This is a genomic window from Flavobacterium sp. KKT103 (assembly GCF_055640565.1).
On the sequence record NZ_CM145766.1, the window covers coordinates 1187295 to 1209866 of the forward strand.

The following is a 22572-nucleotide window of genomic DNA, read 5'->3' on the forward strand; positions in this document are numbered from 1 at the left end:
CGTTAAAAATGATAAATATAGAAAGAAATAATTATTACTTATTTACGTTGCTTTCATTAGCAATGTTTTTTCTTTTTATAAATGTTTCAAGTGCGCAACCCGGATTGCCACAACGTGAGATAACTGCTATTCCCACGCAACCCATTGACTTTGGTACGTTTTATGTTACTGGAGCGGGAACAATAAAAGTAGATTTTCAAGGAAATGTTACAACAACCGGTGGTGTGGTTTCTGTAAATACGAGTAGTGTAACTCCTGCTGTATTTGAAATCAAACTATGTCAAGGTAGAACGGTTACTTTAAGTAATGTTTACTCTGTAAATATTAACGGAAGTAATGGAGGGCAGTTAGAACTTCTTATAGGAGAAGCTAAACGTGATGGATTAGGTGATGTGTTAACTAATGGAAGCAGTTTTGCCGTTGACACCAATTGTACCTTTACTACTATACTCCGAGCGGGAGGTACTCTTATTGTACCTGCAAATGCTGTTCAGGGAGTTTATATTGGGAGTTTTCCAATGACTTTTACCCAACAATAATGGTTCAAAAAACGCTAAATACATTAAAATCTAGCAATAGCTTGTTTGGTAATCAAATCCGAGCAGGTGTTTTTTTGTTCTTTTGTTTTATGATGTGCGCCGTTGTTCAAGCTTCAGATAACCCCATAAATAAAGTAATAAAATTAGATCCGATTATCTCTTTGGATGAAATTCCTATTGAGATTTATATCAAAGGATACGGAAAAATTGAAGTTGATGTTTTAATTACAGACAGAAATAGAATCTATCTTGACGTAAATGATTTGTTTAGTAAATTAGGTCTATTGTGTGTTAAAAGTGAGGCCGGGGACAAATTAACAGGATTTATTGAAAATGAAACTCGTCCCTATATAATCGATTTTAAGGAACGACTAATTACTGTTGAAAAAAACAGTGTTAATTCACCGAATGGCTTTGTTAGAGAAGCAGGTGCTATCTATGTTGAATCAACTGTTCTTGCCGAAGCATTTGGTTTTAATATGGCGTTTAATTATCGGTCTTTGTCCATTGTAATGGATGCTAATTTTGAACTGCCATTGGTAAAAAAGGCAAGGCTTGACAAAATTAGACAAAATGTCTCTCTCTTGCAGTCTCAAAATGAAGTAAAATCAGATACTGTCGTAGGTCGAAATTACCATCTTCTAAAAGGTTTGGCGGTTGATTGGGCTGTTAATTTAAATCAGCTACCAGGAGAAAAGTCATTAAATAATTATGCACTTGGCCTTGGTACCGAATTATTGCATGGGGATGCCAAAGTTGGTTTTGCTTATTTTGACCAAACTAAATTTGATAGAAGACAGCTTTATTACAACTGGCGTTGGGTGGACAATGATAATAAATTTGTAAAACAAGCTCAAGTTGGAAAAATAGCGTCACCAAGTATTGCTTTTCTTGGTGCTCCATTAGTTGGAGCAAGTTTTAATAATTCCCCAAACACTTTAAGGAAAGCCAAAGGAACCTATATTATTAGAGATTACACTGAGCCCAATTGGACTGTTGAACTCTATATAAATGATGTGCTTGTAAATTATACTGCAGCTGACGCTTCTGGTTTATATGTTTTTGAAGTTCCAATTGTATACGGATACACCACCTTGAGACTAAAGTTTTATGGATTATTAGGTGAAGAACGAATCGAAGAACGAACGATGAACACACCCTATACTTTCATGCCGGCTAATGTCATGGAATATAATGTTACTGGAGCAGTAGTCGAGGATGATAAGGGAAGTCGTTTTGGACGTGGAGAATTTAATTATGGTGTTACTAGGTCACTAACTGTTGGAGGTGGTGTAGAATATGTATCTAGTATAATTGATCGTCCTGTAATCCCTTTTGCAAATGTAGCATTTCAGCCATTTACAAAAATGTCTCTTAAAATGAAATATGCAAACGGTGTGTATTATAGTGGATTGTTGAATTATTACTTTGGACAAAGTACCTTTTTAGAGGTTGATTACATTGATTATGTAAAGGGTCAAAAAGCGACTATCAATATTACTAATGATGAATTAAAAGTGCAGTTAACACTACCTTTTAAAAGAAATGCTATTTCAGGTACTACTCAGTTTAGTTTTATCCAATATGGATATGATACTTTTTATTTTAATCAGGTTAATGCTGTGTTTTCTGGACGTTATAAAAACTATTCTTCTAACGTTGCCTTATCATCCAATTGGATTTCCAATAAAGATCCATTTATTAGTTCTACTGTTGTCTTGTCATATCGTTTCCACAACGGAATCACAGTTCGCCCTTCCTTACAATACAATGTAACTGATGCTACTATGATAAGATACCGCGCAGATATTGAGAAGCGTCTGACCAAAATGTCTTTTTCGGCTTCCTTTGAGCGGAACGTACAGCAAGCGAGCAATAATCTGTTTTTTAACTTTAAGTATGATTTACCCTATGCGCGCACTAATGTTTCTGCCACCAATAGCAATAACATGATGAGCTTTACGGAAGGTGCACAAGGAAGTTTAACGTTTGGTGGGGATAATGGTTATGTGTATAAAGGGAATAATTCGGCTCTTAGTAAAGGTGGTGTTTTAATGTATCCCTTTCTTGATCTTAATCAGAATGGTAAACGTGATAAAGGCGAAAAAATAGTGTTATTAAGTAAAGTGAAAGTTTCTGGAGGTAAAGCTGTAATCAGTGAAAAAGATTCTATTGTAAGGATTTCAGATCTAAATGCCTTTGTGAATTATAATATTGGTTTCTCAGATGCCGATTTAGAGAATATTTCTTGGAAATTTAAGCATCACACGTATCAGGTTTTAGTTGATCCAAATCAATATAAAAAAGTAGAGGTGCCTATCTTGGTTATGGGCGAAGTAAGTGGAATGGTTTATTTGGATACAGAGGATAAATTGAAGGGTATAGGTAGAATAACAGTTCATATTTATGACGACAAAAATGTGAAAGTTGCTGAAACTTTGAGTGAGTCAGATGGGTATTTTAACTATCTAGGTTTAAAACCTGGTGTTTATACAATTCGCATCGACGGCGAACAGTTGGAACAGCTAAATTATCAATCGTTACCACTAGTGCACACTACTATTATTAAAATATCAGAAGAAGGAACGATTATAGAAGGGTTAAACTTTAAAGTAAAGGATAAGGTAACAAGTGGAATAACTCAAAATAATGCCATTGTTGTTCCAGAAAATATAGTGCAATTGGAAGCGAAAACAAATTTGGATTCGATGAGCCCCGTGCCACTTCACAAGATTACTGATACTAAAGAATTGTTTTATAGCATAAAAGTAGGAGTCTATAAAGATCATATTTTGCCGAAAAAGTTAGAAAATCTTGATAAAGTTTTTTATGAAGATTTACCGGATGGTACAGTACAATATTACTATGGTTTTTTTCGAACAATGGAAAGGGCTGTTATTGCCAAAAATACTTTGGTATTCAGAGGGATTTTAAGTACTTCAATTGTAACCTATCAATATGGAAAGAAAATTTCGGATGCTTCTATTCCTAGTGCAGAACAAGATAAGCCACAAGAAAATAGCGATTTAAAAACGTTTGATGATCAAGTTGTAACTAAAAAGAATATATCATTCGGGAAGATATTTGACAACAAAGAGGATTTTTTCAGTGTACAAATAGGGGTGTTTAAAAATTATGTACCTTCGAACCGTCTTGAGGACTTTGAGCCAGTGTATTATGAGTTGATTGAAGATGACCTGATAAGGTACATTTCGGGAAAATTTAGTACATTTAAAGAGGCTAAACAAATGAAATTTAAAATAAACAATAAAGGTATCAAAGATGCTTACATTGTAAAATATAAAGAAGGTATCAGGTATGACTTCAGTAAAAAGTAATACCTAGCGCTTTTGTAATGATAATTGGACTATTGTTTATTGAGAATTGATTTTTATTTTTTTTTTAATTCCCAAATCTTAAAAGATTTTGAAAACAAAATTACTTTGCTTTTTGGCACTATTCTTAGTTTCGTATTCTATGTTGGCGCAAATAGCTCCAGCACAGAATATTGTGTGTCAAAACGAAGAGGTAACCTATAGTTATCCTACCACTTATGATACTTATAAGTGGACCGTAACGGGAGGAACTCCCTCTAGTAGTACTTCGTCAACGATCAATGTAACATGGGGATATGGTAATAGAGGAACCATCACGTTTGAAGGATTTATAAGTGGTGTTTCTCAAGGAGTTGTTTCGAAAAAGATTTATATAGACCAAAAAGCGGCTTTTACACCTACGGCAAACCCAACAATTGTTGCTGGACAAACCACAAATATCGGACTTACTTTTGCCAATAAATCCCTGAAATTAAATGGAACATCGGATTATGTTGGAATCTCCAATTCTAATTTAATAAATCTTGGAGTAACAGATTACCGCACCGTTATGTTATGGTTTAAGGCTAATGATGTAACGACACGTCAAGTTTTATACAACGAAGGTGGTGCATCAAATGGTTTTTCAATGTATATTGAAGGTGGTAAAGTATATTGTTTGCCTTGGGAGAATAGTGCAGCCTGGAACGCACCCAATGCAAATATTGTTGCCGGACAATGGTACCATGTTGCTTTTGTATTCGATCAAAATGCAACAGATGGCTTTCATTTTAAAGGATATTTAAACGGTACACTCATTGGTGCATTCAATGAAGGAACGAAAGCCAGCAATGGCCTAAATGCACATTCAGGACCTGTAGCTATAGGGTCCAATTCTAATATCCGTTTTGCCAACAACACTACTAGCGCCAATAACTATTTTAACGGAAGAGTCGATGGTTTCAAACTGTGGAATCGCTCGTTGTTACAATCTGAAATTGTTATCGAAAAGGACCATGTTCTCAATGCGCCTGTAGTCGATGCCGATTTGGATGTCTATATTAACTTTGATAATTCAGTTTTGGATTTGTCCAATACGGCGAGTGCCGAAGATGGTGCGCTATCTGGGAATCCAACCTATGATGATGATGTTCCTTTGAATCCTACAATAGTGTGGAGTCCGGGAGGAGCAAATACCGCAGTCATTGCTGTTAACCCAACTACAAATACAAGTTATACCTACACGCTTACCGAAAAATTGTCTAATGTGTGTTCCCAAACGGGGAGTATTGATGTTTTTGTTACCATTCCAAACGACAAAGACGGTGATGGAGTAGGTGATATTTTTGATCTAGATGCCGACAACGACGGAATATTAAATGCCATTGAAAATAATTGTTTGCCAAAAGCGGGTTATGATGGCTATTGGTCTCTTGATAATACTTCTAATGATTTGTCTGGGAATGGTTATAATGCACAATCAGGAAGCAGTGTTTCCTTTTCTACCGATAGTAAAAAGGGCACACATTCGGCTTTGTTCAATGGGACTTCTAATTATCTGCAGTACAGTAACGGTACTTTTTTAAATCAGGCCATAACTAATTTTTCTTATTCTATTTGGATCAAACCAAGTTCGCTTACCGGAATTCAAACTATTTTTGAAGAAGGTGGTACAACCAATGGAATTGCTGTTCGCTTAAACGGTGCGACATTAGAAGCGGCAGTTCGAGAATCAAATGTTCAATTGAATACGGCTACTTTTACCTATCCGGGTGATGGTTTGTGGCATCATATAGCTATTACGTATAGCAACGGAAATGTTATTTTATATCTTGATGGCGTAGCGTCTACAACCTTGGCAACTGGTTTTGGTGAATTGGCAGCACATTCTGACGTACAACATATAGGTTATTCCAATGGAGGTGCTTTTGGTGCTTCATCGGCGAATTATTATGGAGGATTGATCGATGATATCGTGCATTACCCTTCAGTTTTATCAGCTAGTGATATCAGTAAAATTGTATTAGGTTGTGACAATGATAATGACGGAATTCCAAACTACTTGGATACCGATAGCGATAATGACGGTAGTTTTGATGCGAATGAAGCCTACGGAGCTGTGGTCGACACCAATAACGACGGAACTTACGGTGGGATAACAGGTTCACCACAAGTAGATGCGTTGGGTAGAGTTCTAATTGCCAACTATGCAACTCCATTAACGACTGCTGGGGGTAATAGTACCTACCTACAAGGAGTAAGTGTTAATGTGACGACTGCTCCTATAAACAAAACGGTTTGCGAAGCACAAACTGCAACTTTTTCGGCAACTGCAACAACTGCTATTATAGCAACTACTCCAACTACAACAGCAAGTACCACTGTAAGTTATCAATGGCAAGTAAGTACGAACAATGGTAGTACCTACAGCAATATTTCTGGTCAATCAGGTACGGTGGCAAGTGGAACATCAGTCACATTAACGCTTACGGCTGTAACCGCTAGTATGACGGGTAACCGCTATCGAATAAATTTTACTAATGAAGCCAATGTTACCGGAGCAACAGCAACGGCTACGCTTACGGTAAATCCTATTCCTACGATTACACAAGTAACAAGTGCTTCAAGTTGTGGGGTAGGTAGTATTGTTTTGAAAGCAACTGCTTCTGCAGGAACCATTAATTGGTATGCAGCAGCAATGGGCGGAACATCTTTAGCAACGGGTACGAGTTTTACAACTCCTGTGTTGTCAACTACAACATCTTACTGGGTGGATGCTACAAATACAAGTTGTACGACAGCTACAAGGACCCAAGTAACCGCTACCGTTAGTACTGGTAATGTTGAAGTTGCGGCAAGTGCAGGAACTATTTTCGGATGTTATTCGACAGTCAAAGAGGCTTTCGATAAAATTAATGATGGAACACATCAAGGTGATATCACCATCAAATTAAGAGGAAACACGACAGAAACAGCTACGGCTACGCTGAATAATTCTGGAAATGGAGCTTCTTTGTATTCTTCATTGCTAGTATATCCTACGGCACCAAATTTAAAAATCGAAGGAAATGTTTCCGGTCAATTAATCAATTTGAATGGAGCTGATAATGTAATTTTTGATGGTCGTGTTAATCAGTTAGGAAGTACAAGTTTAACCTTATCCAATACGAATACAGCTGGAAGTGTTATTCAATTTATTACTGATGCAACAGCAAATACAGTAAGATATTGCACTATTCAAGGTACAACTGCATCTGCTGCAAGTGGATTGATCGTTTTTGGAGCAGGAGATGTTGTAGGAAATGATAATAATACTATTGAGTTTTGTGATATTCGAGATGGAGCAACAACTCCAACCAATGCCATATATTCATCTGGGTCTTCTGTAAGTGCAGATAATAGTTCAAACACTGTAAGTAACAGTACGATCAATAATTATTTTAGTGCTACTGCTTCTTCAAACGGAATTTACTTGGCATCAAACAGTTCAGCTTGGACCATTTCGAACAATAAATTTTATCAAACGGCCACTCGTACTACTACAGCTACAAGTTTAATCCACCGTGCTATTAATATTCTTACTGCTTCGGGAGTGAATTTTATTGTAAATAATAATGTTATTGGATACAGTAGTGCTTCAGCAACAGGTACAAGTACCTATACAGGGCAATCTACTTCCTATAGAGGGATTGAGATGACTGTGGGAACAACAACAGCATCAACTGTACAAGGGAATACAATTAGCAATATTAATTTTTCTACAACAATAGGTACTACTACAAATGCTGGTATTTTTTCAGGTATATCAGTTTTGGCAGGTAATGTGAATATTGGTACGACTACGGGAAATACTGTCGGAGCTAGCACGGGTATTAATGCTATTCAGATTTCATCTACAACTTCTTTGGGACTAATAAATGGAATATATGTTGCGTCTGTAGGGACTGTTGGAATCAGTAATAACATTATTGGAGCTATTAGTACAAATGGAAGTACTGCTATTGGTTATACGTTTAACGGGATTTATACATTAGGCGTGGGTGGGAATTTTGCCATTGCAAATAATACCATTGGAAGTACTACAACGGCAAATTCTATAACTATTGGTGATGCTGGGACTTTGACGGGAGTTTGTGCTTTTAGAGGGGTTTTTAATAGTGGATCGGGTTTAATTTCGATAACTAACAATACGATTCAAAATACTACTGTTTATGGAACGGGAGCATCTGTTTTTAATGGTATTATTAATAGTAGTGGTTCTGGAACTCTAGATATCAATTCTAATAATGTAATTGCAGGCAGTAATACAGGAACAGGGATTTTTGTGGGTATAACAAACTCTGTTGCTGTTAATATTGTTAATTTGAACAATAATAATATTAGAAGTCTTAGCAAGAGTGCAGTATTAGGTACTTTTACTGGTATTTCAAATACTGGTGCAGCACTGTCTTCCATAAATATAAATGGAAATATATTAGGAAATGCAACTGGAGGGTTACTAAGTTATTCTGTTGCAAATAGCGCTGCGTTTTTAGGTATAAGCAACTCTGGTGGTGCTGCCAGTTCTGAGCTTTCAATTCAAAATAATGATATAAGAGGTATTGAATATACTGGAGGCACAGGATCAAATGCACACACCTATATTATTAACTCTGCAGCGACACTAAAACAAAACATTAGCAACAACACTTTTACAAACCTTAATGTAAATACAACAGGAGCAATTACCTTCATTTCGAATAATGTTGCTATGCCTGCAAATGGAGTTCAGAATGTTGATAATAACAGTATCGTAACGGGTTTTGTTCGAAATGCAGCAGCTACTTCTGGAGCAATAACCTTATTTACAAGTACTACAGCGACCAATAATACGGGGGTAGTTGTTACCAACAACAATAATAATTTTTCGAATATTACTCAAGGTGGTACAAGCTCTATAGCGGGTTGGATCAATACCGATGCTGGTACGGGTAGTGTAGACAAGACAATTTTTAATAATAAATTTGAAAATTGGACTGCTGGTTCTGGTACTGTTACAGCGCTGAACGTCAATATTGTTAGTGAAACGAATAAAACCTATGGCAATAGTATACAAAACATTAGTGGGTCAGGAACGTTTACTGGAATTACGACAGGAGTAGGAAGTGATAACATTTATCTAAATACGATTAATAATTTGAGTTCATCGGGTGGAACTTCAACTATTGTTTCGGGTATCAATATTACAGCAGGGACTACTAAAAATGTGTATCAAAATACGATTTCAAATTTAGTAGGAACTGGATTTACTACTGGTTCTGTTCGTGGAATTTTAGTTTCTGCCGGAAGTACAGTAAATGTTTATGAAAATAAAATATCTGGTTTGTCTGCGAATGCCAATACTACTGGTACAATTTCAGGAATTTGGGTAACTGGTGGATCGGCTGTAAATGTAGATCGAAATAAAATTTATGATATTTCATCATCAAGTACTGCAATTACAACAACAAGTGGTGTTACTGGTTGCGTGTACGGTATTCAGGTTTCTGGTACCACTGCATCATTAATGACCAATGTTACTAACAATATTATTGGCGATTTAAGAGTAAGCGCAGCTAGTGGAACCGACTTAATTCGTGGTTTGGGTTTTATCACTACTGGTGCGACCTCTATGACTAATGCCTATTACAATACCGTTTATTTAAACGCGGCGGCTTCCAGTGGTACCAACTTTGGTTCTTCTGCTATTTATCATACAGCAAATGCAACGGCTACAACAGCTGCATTAAATCTTCGAAATAATATTATTATCAATGTTTCTGCACCCAAAGGAACTGGAGCTACGGTTGCTTTTAGACGTAGTGCAGGTACAGCGAGTACCTTGAGTAACTATGCTACCACCTCCAAAAACAATTTGTTTTATGCAGGAACTCCCGGAACAGCCAATTTAATTTATAGTGACGGTACGAGTAGTGCACAAACTTTTGCGCTATATAAAAGCGGTGTTTTTACGGCAGGAACCATTGCGCCAAGGGATCAAGTGTCTGTTAGTGAGAATTTGAATTTTATTAGTACGACCGGTTCTAGTGCCAATTTCTTGAAAGTAAATACTTCGATAGCAACTCAAATTGAAAGTGGAGCGGTTAATATTACAGACTATGCAACCGATTATTTGGGAGTAGTTCGTCAAGGAAATCCTGGATATGCAGGTGTGAGTACTACTGCGCCAGATATGGGAGCTTATGAAAATGATTATGTAGCTATTGATGCCTCGCCTCCTTCGATAACCTACACTGCTTTAGCCAATAATAGTTGTTTGAGTAATAAAACAATCTCGGCTACCATTACTGATGCTACAGGAGTTAATGTTACTGCTGGTACGCGACCAAGAATTTATTTCAAGAAGTCTTCAAATAGTACTTCGCTGGCCACTACAAATGACAACACCACAAATGGCTGGAAATACATCGAAACAACGAGTACTGCTAGTCCGTTTAGTTTTTCGATTAATTATAATTTAATTTTCGGTGGCGTTACCACTGGAGATGTGATTCAGTATTTTGTTACAGCTCAAGATATTGTTACGCCATCGCCCTACGTAGGTATCAATACGGGTGTCTACGCTGCTACACCTGCAGGTGTTGCTTTGACTTCGACGGCTTTCCCTATTGGAGGTACCATTAATAGTTATACAATTTTGGCAGGATTAAATGGAACAGTAACAGTAGGTACAGGCGGAACCTATCCAACGCTAACAGGAGCGGGAGGTTTATTTGCCGACTTAAATACTAAAGGTCTTTCTGCTAATTTGACTGCCAATATAATTAGTGATATTACAGAGCCAGGAACTATTTCATTGAATCAACTGACTTACGGTTGTACGGATTTTAGCACATTGACCATTTCACCAAGTGGAGGCGCGGCTAGAACAATTTCTGGAACTGTTGCTGGTGGAGCCTTGCTAAACTTTAATGGTGCCGATTATGTTGTTATTGATGGTTTAAACACAGGTGGAAACTCTTTGATAATTTCTAATGCGAGTACGGCCAGTACTGCTGGGACAAGTACCATTCGTTTTATAAATGATGCGACCAATAACACAGTTCGAAATTGTACGATCGAAGGAGCGTCAACTTTAACGTCTTCTGGAACGGTATTTTTCTCCACAGCCGCGTCGGTGGGTAATAGTAATAATTCGATTACAGGAAATATCATCAGAGCGGTTGGAACCAATTTGCCTACTAATGCTATTTATTCTGCGGGTAGTTCGGTATTGATTGACAATAGCGACATCACTATTAGCAATAATACCATTCAGGATTATTTCAATGCAGCATCCGCTTCGAACGGAATATTTTTGGCAGCAAATAGTTCCGCTTGGACTATTTCGGGAAACAAACTTTTTCAAACGGCAACGCGAACTGCGACAACGGGGAATGTTCACAGAGGGATTAATATTACAACTCCTGCGGGAGTCGATTATTCGATACTAAACAATACGATAGGATATGCTACTGCGACAGCTACAGGAACTACAACCTACGCCGGTGCAGTGAATAATCGTTTTTTTGGTATCGAAATGAACGTTGGAACGCTATCTACTTCCAGTGTTCAAGGAAACAAAATTGCAGGAATTAATTTATCGTATGCTGGAGCCGTCATTTCCACAGCTCCTGGAATGTTTAGCGGAATATCAATATTAGGTGGAAAACTAGATATCGGTACTACCACCGGAAATACAATAGGGGAAACCACAGGAACTGGTTCCGTTACATTAAGCTCAAGCATAACACTTAATTATATTGCAGGTATTTATTGTACGTCAACAAGTACAGTAAATATTAGAAATAATACGATTGGTTCCATAAGTACAACTGGTGCTGCAGCAATAGGGTATACGTTCCATGGTATTAATACCGTTGGAGGTGGACAATTTACAGTAGCGGATAATACAATTGGAAGTACAAGTACGGCAAATTCAATTGCAATCGGATCTTTAGCAACAACCACATCGGGAGTTTGTACCTTGAATGGAATATATAATTTGGCTACAGGAGGAATCACTATTAGCGGTAATACGATTCAAAATGTTAGTTCGTATGGAACAGCAACCTCTGTTTTATACGGTATTTTAAATGGTGGGGCTTCTGGAGCGGTATCAATTGCTAATAATTCTATTATTGCAGCTAACAACACAGGTACAGGAGCACTAGGAGGAATATCAAATACGGCTATCGCTACAACGATAGCAATAACAGGTAACAAAGTTAGAAATTTAACTAAATCTGTTGCTGGTGGTGCTGTTACCACAATTGCGAACAGTGGAGCGGTTTTATCGCAAATCACTATTGAAAATAATCAATTAGGGAATACCTCGGGTGGCCTTATTAATTATGCCGTTGCCAATTCCGGTACTCTAACAGGGATAAGCAATAGTGGTGGATCAGCAAATTGTGCTTTGTCGATTCAGAATAATGACATAACTGGAATTACTTATACAGTTGCGGGTAGCAATATTCATTCCTACATAGCCAACTCAGCAACTACATTATCTCAAACGATTAGCGGAAATACCTTTACTGCATTAAATGTAAACACTACTGGAGCCATTACTTTTATTTCAAACAGTGTGATTATGCCTGCAAACGGTATTCAAAATGTCAATAGTAATAGTATTGTTACCTCCTTTACACGTGCTGCGGCTAGTGGAGCCATAACTTTGTTTACTAGCACAGCAGCAACCAATAATAGTAATGTGGTTGTAAATAATAACAATAATAATTTTTCGAATATTACAGTAAATGGATCGGCTACGATTTTGGGTTGGATAAACACCGATGCTGGTACAGGATTAGTAACCAAAACGATATCTGGAAATACTTTTGAAAATTGGAACGGAGGATTAGGTACGCTTACAGCTATGAACGTTAATATTACTAGCACCGCCAATGCAACCACAAATAATACTATTCGAAATATAAATAGTTTAGGATCCATCTACGGAATTATAACCGGAGTTGGAAATGATAAAGTATATGCAAACACGATTAATTCTTTGGTCGCAACTGTATCTACAACTCCCATTGTAAATGGTATTGCTGTGACTGGTGGAACAGAAAAAAATATTTATCAAAATACTATTTACGGTCTTCAAGCGAATAATATCACGACAGGAAGTGTAAGCGGAATTGGAGTTACAGGAGGCTCTAGTACCTCAATTTACCAAAATAAAATTTATGATATTTCATCATCATCGTCTAGTATTTCATCAGGAACTGTAAACGGAATACTCGTTTCAGGAGGAACAACGGATCAAGTTGTAACCATTTATAACAACCGAATTGCAGCGATAAATGCAACGGCAGCAAGTGCGGTGGATAATGTTCGTGGAATTAGTATGACCAATACGGGTGTACGATCGATAACCAATGTGTATTTTAATAGTATTTATTTGAATGCTAGTTCTACAGGAACAAATTTCGGGTCTTCAGGGATATTTCATACAGCAAATGCAATCACCAGCACTGGCGCGTTGAATTTAAGAAACAATATTATTGTAAACCAGTCAACAGCAAAAGGAACGGGACAATCAGTTGCTTTTAGACAAAGTCCAGGAACCTCACTCGCGCTGAATAATTATAGTTCATTGTCAAACAATAATTTATTTTACGCTGGAGTTCCAGGAACTACTAATCTGCTTTATTCTAACAGTACGAACTCAGCCCAAGATATTACAGCCTACAAAGCTGGTATTTTTACAGCAGCTACTATTGCACCTCGCGATCAATTATCAGTATCTGAAAACCCACAGTTTATAAGCACAGTAGGATCTAGCGTTGACTTTTTGAAAATATTGAATAATGATATTACTTTTATCGAAAGCGGAGCAGTCAATATTGCTGGAATCACAACCGATTTTGAAGGACAAATTAGAGCCGGAAATACGGGTTATGCGGTTCAGACTAATGGTGCGGGTTCTGCGCCAGACATAGGTGCCGATGAATTTGACGGAAAATTGCCAAATGTTATTGTCTCTAATGCCAATCCATTGAGTAACGGAAGTTACAGTAAAGTTTCTGGAGCCTTTACAGCAATAAATAGCTATGATCAAACGGGCAAAGATATAACAGTTACCCTTATTGGTAGTACTGCTGAAGACGTTACCGCTACCTTGAATCAAGGGACATGGACTTCGTTAAAAATGTATCCAACAAAAGCGGGAGTATATATTTCTGGAGATCTTGCTGGAGCGCCACTATTGCATCTAAACGGAGCGGATAATGTAACCATCGATGGGCGTGTAAACCAAACTGGTACAACAAAAAGTATGAGTATTGTAAACAATAGCACTTCAAGTACAGTAGGTACAGCGACGGTTCGATTGAGTAATTCAGCAGAATTAAATGCTTTAAAATACTTGAATATTAGTGGATCTTCCAGTAGTGCTACAAACGGAATAGTTGAATTTGCTACAGCAACAACTGGTAATGGTAATGATACTACTATTTTAGAATACAATGCAATTACAAATGCTACAGGAAATAGAGCTATAAATGCAATTTATTCGTTTGGAACAGCCGGCAGGGAGAACAGTTCAAATACCATTCGATACAATACTATTTTTGATTTTGTGAATGACAATAGTTCTTCAAACGGAATCAATTTAAGTTCCAACTCATCCGATTGGACGATTTCGAACAATAGCTTTTACGAAACAAATAATATGGTACCTACAACAGGTACAAAAGTCTATACAGCAATCTTAATTGATGATGTGAACGGAAATAATTTTGTGATTACAGGAAATTATATTGGAGGTAAAGCTGCCTTGAACGGTGGTGGAGCCTGGACTGTAAACGCAAATACGGCTCATAGTTTTAGAGGTATGTATTTGAATGTTGGTGCAGTTACTGCAAGTTCAATTCAGTCCAATTTGATTCAAAATTTTAATTATACGAGTTCAAGTACAACGCCTTGGCGCGGGATAGAAATAAACGCAGGGGCGGTGAATATTGGTACTTCAACTGCCAACGTAATTGGAGCGGCAACAGGAACGGGATCTATTAATTTGACGACAAATACGACTGCAGATTCGTACGGAATCTATATTGGTAGCGCCAATACGGTTTCTATTTCGAAAAATAATATAGGTTCTATTGCACTATACGGGAACAGCACTACTGCAGCACACAGTTTTGCGGGTATTTACAAAAAAGCGGGTGTTGCAGGTACAATTAATATTGTTCAAAACATAATAGGAAGTAACGGAACACCAAATAGTATTGCAACCTATTCTACTGCTAGCACCGCTACAGTTGGACAAAACTTGATTGGAATATACTTGCAAGCTACAGGTACTCATACCTTAACGAGTAATACAATTGTGAACTTAACTAATGCCTACACCGGTACACAAGCATCGAGAACGGTGGGTGTGTATACTACTGCTGGAACAGCAACTTTATTTAAAAACAGTATTCATGATCTTTATAGTACAGCATTAGGAACAACTACAGCAACGGTAAGTGGTGTGGAAATGAACGGAACTGCTGCAGTAAATACCGTTACGGAAACCGTGATCTACAATCTAGCAAATACGAATGCAAGTTTAACAGGTTACATTTCAGGGATTGTATTTACGGGTAGTACAGGCGCTAATTTGGTGAATCGAAATTTTATTCGAAATCTATCCGTAAGTTCTAGTTCAACCTCTGCGAGTATTTATGGTATTCGAATGGGTCAAGGAACAGTTACATTCGCAAACAATATTGTTACTTTGGGAGGGAATACGGCGACTACTATTTATGGAATCTTTAGCAGCGGAACAAGCGGTAATAATTCAAGTTTGTATTTTAATACGGTCTACATCAACGGTTCTTTAGGTAGTGGTATTACAAATAAATCGTATGCTTTTTACGAAGCAGCTTCGGGTGCAGTTAGAGATCTTAGAAATAATATTTTTTCTAATTTTAGAACAACATCTGCAGGGACAAATGCCCATTATGCTGCCTTTTTAAACTACAGCGGATCAAGTAATTTGACCTTGGATTACAATATCTATTGGGCATCAGGAACCGGTGGAGTGATAGGGTATTATAATGGAAGCAATGTGGTTTCATTACCAATTGTAAGCGGGCAAGACGCAAACAGTATCAATAGCAATCCAGGTTTTTCAAATGCAGGGGGATTAACCGCTGCTGATTATAAAGTAAATACTTCTACAACTGGTACTGCGGGTACGAGTATCATTCTCGATTATGCTCAAACAGCTCGTGGTATTCCGCCAAATATTGGAGCATGGGAGTTCAATACAAACAGTTGGGTAGGTAATATAAGTACAGATTTTAATACTGCTGGTAACTGGTCTGCTGGTTCGGTTCCGCTTGAAGAAGCTTCGATTGTTTTTGCAGCTTCTCCTGTTAGAGATTGTATCCTTGATCAAGATCGCATTGTTGGAAGTATCGTAAATGGGCAAGCGACTTATACATTTAAAGTGAATGGTAAAGTATTGACACTGCACGGTGATTTATACCTTACCAATGGAGGGCAACTGGACGCTACTGCAGCTGGTTCAACGGTAGTTTTTGAGAATGATGATACGCAAACTATTTCCAATGGTGCATTTGTTTCGAATACAATTCCAAATCTAACCATCAATAATATTGTAGGGGTGACTTCAAACAGTGATTTAACGGTTACAGGAATTCTGAATTTGTTAAGTGCTAATCCATCTGATACGAAGGGAACTTTGGATACTGGGACAAAAATTGTTACAATGGGTCCAGATGCTGTGACTATAGGAGATGGTGATTTAACAGGTATCGTTCAACGAAATGTGTTCTTGCCAAATAAAGACTATAGTTTTAACGGTAAAAATATGGTTGTTTATTTCGAAAACACGGGTACATTACCTACTTCAATTAGTCTTAAATTATCCATTGGTGCCAATCCATCATGGAAAACAAGTGGAGTAAAAAGAGTCTATTCACTTATTCAAACAGGAGCCGTAGGATCAAGTCCAACTGCTGCCACAATCAAAGCGGGTTATTTAGATTCGGAACTTAATAATAATGACGAAAGTAAATTAGTCTATTTCTCTTATAGAAATCCACCTGGTATTTTATTTGAGCATGGTAGAGCGAGCATTAATACCACTGAAAACTGGGTTAAACTTTCTAATATTAATATGGCATTTTTCCCTTCTACTTTTGGAAGTTTAGAATTAGGGTTTAGTGCAAATGAAATTGAAACTCTTACCTGGAACGGATCGGTTAGTACTTCTTGGACCACTGTGAATAACTGGACACCAAATGGTGCTCCATCTGATTTTGTTAACATCATTATTCCAGATGCAGCCACAACCACATTTGACCCTATTGTGCCTATCGCTACTACAATAAAAGCAATAAAATTACAGAATAATAGTATTTTGAATGCTGTTGCAAATGCGCAAATGACGTTAATAAACGGCGCTAATGTTTGGGTAAACGAAGGTGGAGTATTCAATCCAAGTACGAGTACGGTTATATTTAAAAGCGATACTGCAGATATTTCTGGAGCAACTAGTTTTTATAATGTGACGGTAGACACAGATGCCAACCTGTTAATGAAGACCGGAAGTACCATGCGAATAGCAGGTGCAATGAATAATATCGGAGTCTGGCGTCCGGCTTGGGATGGAAATGTTACGACCGTAGAGTACAACGGAGCCAATCAAAATGTGGTTATTCCGTATGCTGCAACAAATCGTTACTCGACCCTGATTTTAAGTGGAAGCGGTGTAAAGACTTTACCATCTACCAATTTATCTATTTTAGGAAATTTAACTTTGTCAGGTTCAGCAACTGTGACTACACCCAACAATTTGGTTGTTGTAGGAGATCTGTCCATAGGAAGCAGTGCAACCTTTGATGCAGGTGCTAAAACGCATACCGTTGGAGGGAATTTTACCCATAATGGTGTATTGAATACGGCGGCAAGTACTTTTGTTTTAAACGGCTTGACTGCTGCACAAACTATTTCGGGTACAGCAACTACAACAGAATTTAACAACTTGGTGGTTTTAAATAGTTTTGGGGTTACAGCAGCCAAAGATATAACCGTAAATGCTGCTCTAGACTTACAAAGTGATAATCCAACTGCTACTTTAGGTAGTTTGGATATGGGTACTAAAACGCTTTCATTAACGGCTAACGCTGTAAATACGGGAGTAGGAGATGTAACTGGAATAATAAAACGGGCACATACCTTTGTGACAGGTCAAACCTATACTTTTGGGAATAGCAAAACCTTAATGATTTTTGGACCTACAGGTACAAAGGCATCACAGGTAAGTGTGAAAACTAAAATTGGTGTAGCTCCAACATGGAAATCTACTGCTGTAAAAAGGGTTTATGACTTAGCGCAAATAGGTGCAAGTAGCAACTTTGCTACCGTACAACTGAATTATTTAGATTCGGAACTTAATGGTGCTGATGAATCGCAATTGGTGTTTTTTGGTGCCATAGGATTACCAACACCAACCATAGTGGAGTTTGGATTCAATTCGAAAGATGAAGCTAATAATAGTATTGATTTAATAAATGTTAGTATCGGTGCTAGACCATCTACATTTGGTCAAACAGAAATCGCTTTGGCACCATCTGAAAATCCAAATATCACCTGGAATGGTTCACAATCTACAGATTGGAACAATCCTTTTAACTGGAGTCCGAATAGTTACCCTAGTAAGTTCACTAGAATGACCATTCCTGATGCAACTACAACCACCTTTGATCCGACTTTACCAGCATTGGCAGAGTCGCACCAATTAATTATTCAAAATGCAGGTATCTTGAATGCAGGTCCTGCCTCAGAATTGTATTTTTATAATGAAAGTGCTGAGGTCGTGTGGCAAAATGCTGGAGGTACTTTTAACGCGGGGACAAGTACTGTTATTTTTACAGATCTTAATTTAAAAATTAGTGGTAGTACCAATTTCAATAATGTAACAGTAAGTAGTGGTGCTAGTTTGACACCTCAGGCTAATAGTACAATGGGTATTGCAGGGACATTAACAAATGGTGGCGTTCTAGATGCAACGTCATTTTTAAATACGATTAATTACAATGGTGCTACCCAAAATGTAGTATATCCAAACGGAGCGATTCCTGGCTATTATAATCTGACCTTAAGTGGTACGGACGTTAAAACAATGCCAAATCAAGACATGGATATTTTAGGGAATTTAAGTGTTTCTGGCATGGCCAACGTCACTGCTAATAATGTACTAGATATGGCAGGTGACTTGTCAATCGGTGCTGGATCGCTTTTCAATTCGGGTTCATTTAATCATGAAATAGCCGGTAACTTTGTTAATAATGGATCATTTACTACGATAGTAGGAACAACATTTTTATTCAATGGTACAGCGTTGCAAACTATTTCGGGTACTGCTGCAACTAATTTTAAAAATATAACAGTTAATAATAGTGCAGGTTTAAACAGTAGCAGCGACCTAATAGTGGAGGGTAACTTAAATTTACTTTCTTCTAATCCTACAGCGGTGAAAGGAGCTTTGAACATGACGGGAACAGCAACCTTAAACATGGGTGTGCTTGCAGCAACTACTGGTATGGGTGACGTATCCGGAATTGTACGTAGAGAACATATATTTAATAATGGACAAGACTATGATTTTGGAAATCCATACACAACAATTAATTTTCTAAATGTTCCAGGAAATACAAAACCTACTTGGGTTAGTACTAAAATTGTGTTAGGTACAGCGCCTTCTTGGAGATCGAGTGCCATTAATAGATCGTATAGTTTTGCGCAATCTGGTGGAAACGATAGAATGATTGTTAAACTTCATTATTTAGACAGTGAATTGCATGGCACAGAAACAGATGAAACAAAACTTGTTTTTTGGGACGGTTACGATCCAAATTTAGGCGTGAATAATTTCGTAAAATCGTTTCCACGAAATCAAAATGCAAATGATGCAACAAATAACTGGTTACAATTAACAGGTCCTTCTATTGACTTTTTGGCAACGTCCACTTCATTAGATGTGAAGCAATGGAGCTTAAGCTATTCGAATGTGACTGTGCATACGTGGACTGGTAATGGATCTGCATCCTATGATGGAGATTGGAGTTTGCCTGGAAACTGGAATGGTGGTGTGCCAAATGCAGATGATGCGGTTTTAATCCCTAATCCGTCTAGCTTGCCATCGGATAATAATGGTGACTTAGCACCTTACCGTAATTTGCTACCATTGCTAGCGCCTGCTTTTGCAAAAACGTTAGAAATTGCTTCTGGAGCAACGCTTGTGGCAAGTGATTACGATATTACCGTTGCCGGAAATGCAAATGCTTGGGTGAATAATGGCGGATTCACAGCAGGAACGGCTACCGTATATTTTTCTGGAGCGACAGCCACAATTTCAGGAACGACTAATTTTAATAATTTAACGATAAACTCAGGCGGAATGCTTACGCCACAAACGGGAGCCATTACGAGAATTGCAGGAGCAATGACTAATAATGGACCACTTAATGCAACAGCTTTCCCAAATACAATAGAGTATAATGGAACGAATCAAACGATTCTTAATTTGGTTGCAGGTACTGGTGGGTATCACAATTTAATTTTCAGCAATAGCGGTACCAAAACCATGATGGCAACAACAGGAGGAGCAGCGCTTAAAATAAACGGAGATTTCACTATCACTGGAACAGCTGTTGGAACAGCAGTAAACCCATTAGCAATAAAAGGGAACTTTGTTATTAACTCTACGGCTGCATTCACCACCGGAGCGTTTACGCATCAAGTAGGAGGTAATTTTACTAGTAACGGTACCTTTACAGCATCAACAGGCAGTACAATAGAAATGAATGGAACTACTTCTCAAACTATTGGTGGTGCTACAACAGCTTTATCGTTGAAGAACTTAACGATTTCGAACACTGGAGGAACCGTTTCTACAACGAGAGATTTGACTTGTACGGGTGATTTTACCAACTCAGGAACACTTGATATGGGTTCTTCTATATTGTCTGTTAGTAATTCTATTTCAAACACAGGTACGCTCCTAACAGGAGTTCCTGCTGCCCAAAGTTTGACTCCTTTTCCTGCAGGTAAAAACTGGGGAGGAACAGTTGTTTATAATGTTGATGCGGCTCAAAATGCAGTAGCTGGAAACTTTACCAATCTAACCATCAATAATGGAGTAGGAGTAACAGTGACTAGTGCAGCGCAAATAGGAATTTCAGGAACATTATTGATCAATAGCAGTAAGAAACTAATTGTAGATGCTAACAATACATTGACTGTAGCAGGTACAATTACCAATAACGGTGGAACAGCAGGCTTGATTTTAGAATCGAATAGCTCTGGAAACGCCTCACTAATTCACAATTCAAATAATGTACAAGCTACTGTAAAAAGATATATTAGCGGTGCTAAAGAAGCGTGGCATTTTATAGCTTCGCCAGTAACAAATCAAACAATTTCAGGAACATCATGGACACCAACGGGTACCTACGGTAACGGTACAGGTTACGACTTGTATTTATGGAATGAGCCAACGCCTTGTTGGACTTATTTATTAAATACATCTGTAGCCCCAACATGGCCATCCATTCATCCTTCGGCTAGTTTTGTAACCGGTAGAGGGTATTTGTATTCGACTCAAGCGGTCAACCCTACAAAAGAGTTTGCTGGTGTACTTAATAACGGAAATGTAACTTACCCACTGACCAACAGTAGCCCTGATTTGACTGTAAAAGGATTTAACTTAATAGGAAATCCTTACCCATCATCAATTGACTGGAAAGCGGTTACTGGTTGGACACGTACAGCTCTAGTTACTGCCGCAGGTGGATACGATATGTATATTTGGAATCCAGCCGCCAATAATTACGGAGTTTTTAACTCCAACGGTACTACAGGAACCAACAGTGTTACGCAGTATATAGCACCTACACAAGGATTTTTTGTACGTGCTAGCACAGCAGGTACGATCACTATGGGTAATGCAGTACGAGTGAATACCGGTGCAAACAACTGGATGAAGGTAAAAGGCGAAAAAGAAAATCGTTTAAAAGTTAAAATTGAAGCAAACGACGGTAGTGGTTTTGATGAGGTACTGTTACAGTTTGGATTTAATACCAATGAACCTGGTGCTTTAAAACTGTTTAGTCGTAATATTGATGCTCCTTCAGCTTATTTAACGGATTTGAATACCGATTTATCCGTACGTTATTTAACAGATGTAGTGGCAAATCCAGCAGTTCCTTTAAGCTTTAAGGCAGGTAAGGATGGCAGTTATGCAGTGAGCATAGATAGCAAAACCACTAATTTTGATGTGTTATTATTGGAAGATAAAAAGACCAAAACAATACATGATTTAAATTTGAATTCAACATACGATTTTAAGAGTTCAACTAAAGATGCTACCGATCGATTTGTAATTCACTTTTCACCTATAGCGAATGAGTCTGTAAACTTCCCTGTGTTTATTTATTATGACGGGAATCATATTAAAGTAGATTTAAGCGCTATTGATGAAGCGACCAATATCACTATTTATGATATTTCAGGGAAATTATTAGTAACGAAAAATGCTGAAGGCAAAATGATTCATGAATTTGATATGCGTATAAAAAATCAAGTTTATATTGTTGTAGTGGGCAGTAACAAGAAATCGATTAGTAGTAAAGTATTGGTGTATTAAAAGCCTTATTTGGCTATTCTGA

3 protein-coding genes are annotated in these 22572 nt (G+C 37.7%); all 3 read left to right on the top strand.

From position 1 onward, the window contains the following. Positions 1-8 precede the first annotated feature (8 nt). The 3 genes from ACZ2G0_RS05090 (at position 9) to ACZ2G0_RS05100 (ending at position 22550) form a co-directional block, all read left to right on the top strand. Entirely contained in the window at positions 9-539 is a 531-nt protein-coding gene (locus ACZ2G0_RS05090; protein WP_470309285.1) for a DUF4402 domain-containing protein, read from the top strand. Beyond that, the gene (locus ACZ2G0_RS05095; protein ID WP_470309286.1) at positions 539-3877 is read left to right on the top strand and encodes a hypothetical protein; all 3339 of its coding nucleotides are present in this window, start codon (positions 539-541) and stop codon (positions 3875-3877) included. The genes ACZ2G0_RS05090 and ACZ2G0_RS05095 overlap by 1 nt, the downstream gene beginning before the upstream one ends. A gap of 112 nt (positions 3878-3989) precedes the next feature. Continuing rightward, positions 3990-22550 (top strand): Ig-like domain-containing protein, encoded by an 18561-nt coding sequence (locus ACZ2G0_RS05100; RefSeq protein WP_470309287.1) that lies wholly within the window; start codon positions 3990-3992, stop codon positions 22548-22550. The last annotated feature ends 22 nt before the right edge of the window (positions 22551-22572 follow it).